This window comes from Mesorhizobium sp. M0898 (assembly GCF_040319695.1).
Lineage (GTDB): Bacteria > Pseudomonadota > Alphaproteobacteria > Rhizobiales > Rhizobiaceae > Mesorhizobium.
Map to the genome: position 1 here is coordinate 1 of NZ_JAMYOE010000136.1, position 974 is coordinate 974.

The 974-nt window shown below is 64.5% G+C and carries 1 protein-coding gene; it reads right to left on the reverse strand.

All coding sequences use genetic code 11. The features are described 5' to 3' along the window. Positions 1 to 974, reverse strand: a 974-nt coding sequence (locus tag NKH90_RS34580) for an amino acid adenylation domain-containing protein (RefSeq protein ID WP_352823798.1), incomplete at both ends; no start/stop codon positions are given.

Here is a 974-nt window from a genome sequence, read left to right on the forward strand (position 1 = left end):
AGCAGGCTAGCCAGATGGGCGCGCAAGGCGCCGGCAAGCGCGCCGCCATCGGCGTCGTCCGATCCGTCCGCCGGCTTCGCCACCACATAGGCGACAAGCTGCCTGTCGCCGGCGCGGTCCTCGCGCGCCACCACCACCGCCTCGCGCACCCATTCATGCTCGATCAGCCGTGCGGCGACCTCGCCCGGCTCGATGCGGAAGCCGCGGATCTTCACCTGGTCGTCATTGCGGCCGAGGAACTCCAGATTGCCGTCCGGCAGATAACGGGCCAGATCGCCGGTCTTGTACAGCCGATCGCCTTCCACAAACGGACTGGCGATGAACCGCTCCGCCGTCAGCTCGGGGCGGTTGAGATAACCGCGCGCAACGCCGGCCCCGCCGATATAGAGCTCGCCCACCGCCCCGAACGGCACCGGCTGACCATGAGCGTCCAGAAGATAGATCCGCGTGTTGGCGATCGGACGGCCGATCGTTTCAACGACGGTGTCTCCCCTGGGCATGCAAATCCAGGTCGAGTACGTCGTTGTCTCGGAAGGGGCGTATAGGTTACAGATCTTCTCGACGCGGCTGTGCTCGAAGATTCTCTCGATCAGAGCTGCGCTCAGCGCTTCGCCCGCCAAATTGATGGCGCTTGCCGCGGCGGGGACTGCTTCCTTGGCGAGCAGAGCGGCGATCGCAGAGGGGACTGTATTGATCAGCGAGACGTCCAAAGGCGTTTGCGCCAGCGCCAGCGCATTGTCGACAAGATAGAGCGTGCCGCCCTGTGACAGGGTAGCGAAGCACTCGTAGACGGACAGATCAAAGCTGATCGAAGTGGAGAACAGCATGCGGCTGGTCTGTGCTTGCGCGTAGACGCGGCTACTCCAACGCAGCAGGTTCACGGTGCTTTGATGCTCGACCATGACGCCCTTGGGCGTCCCGGTGGAGCCCGAGGTGTAGATGATGTAGGCGAGCTGGCGGGGGGTGAGCCCCAG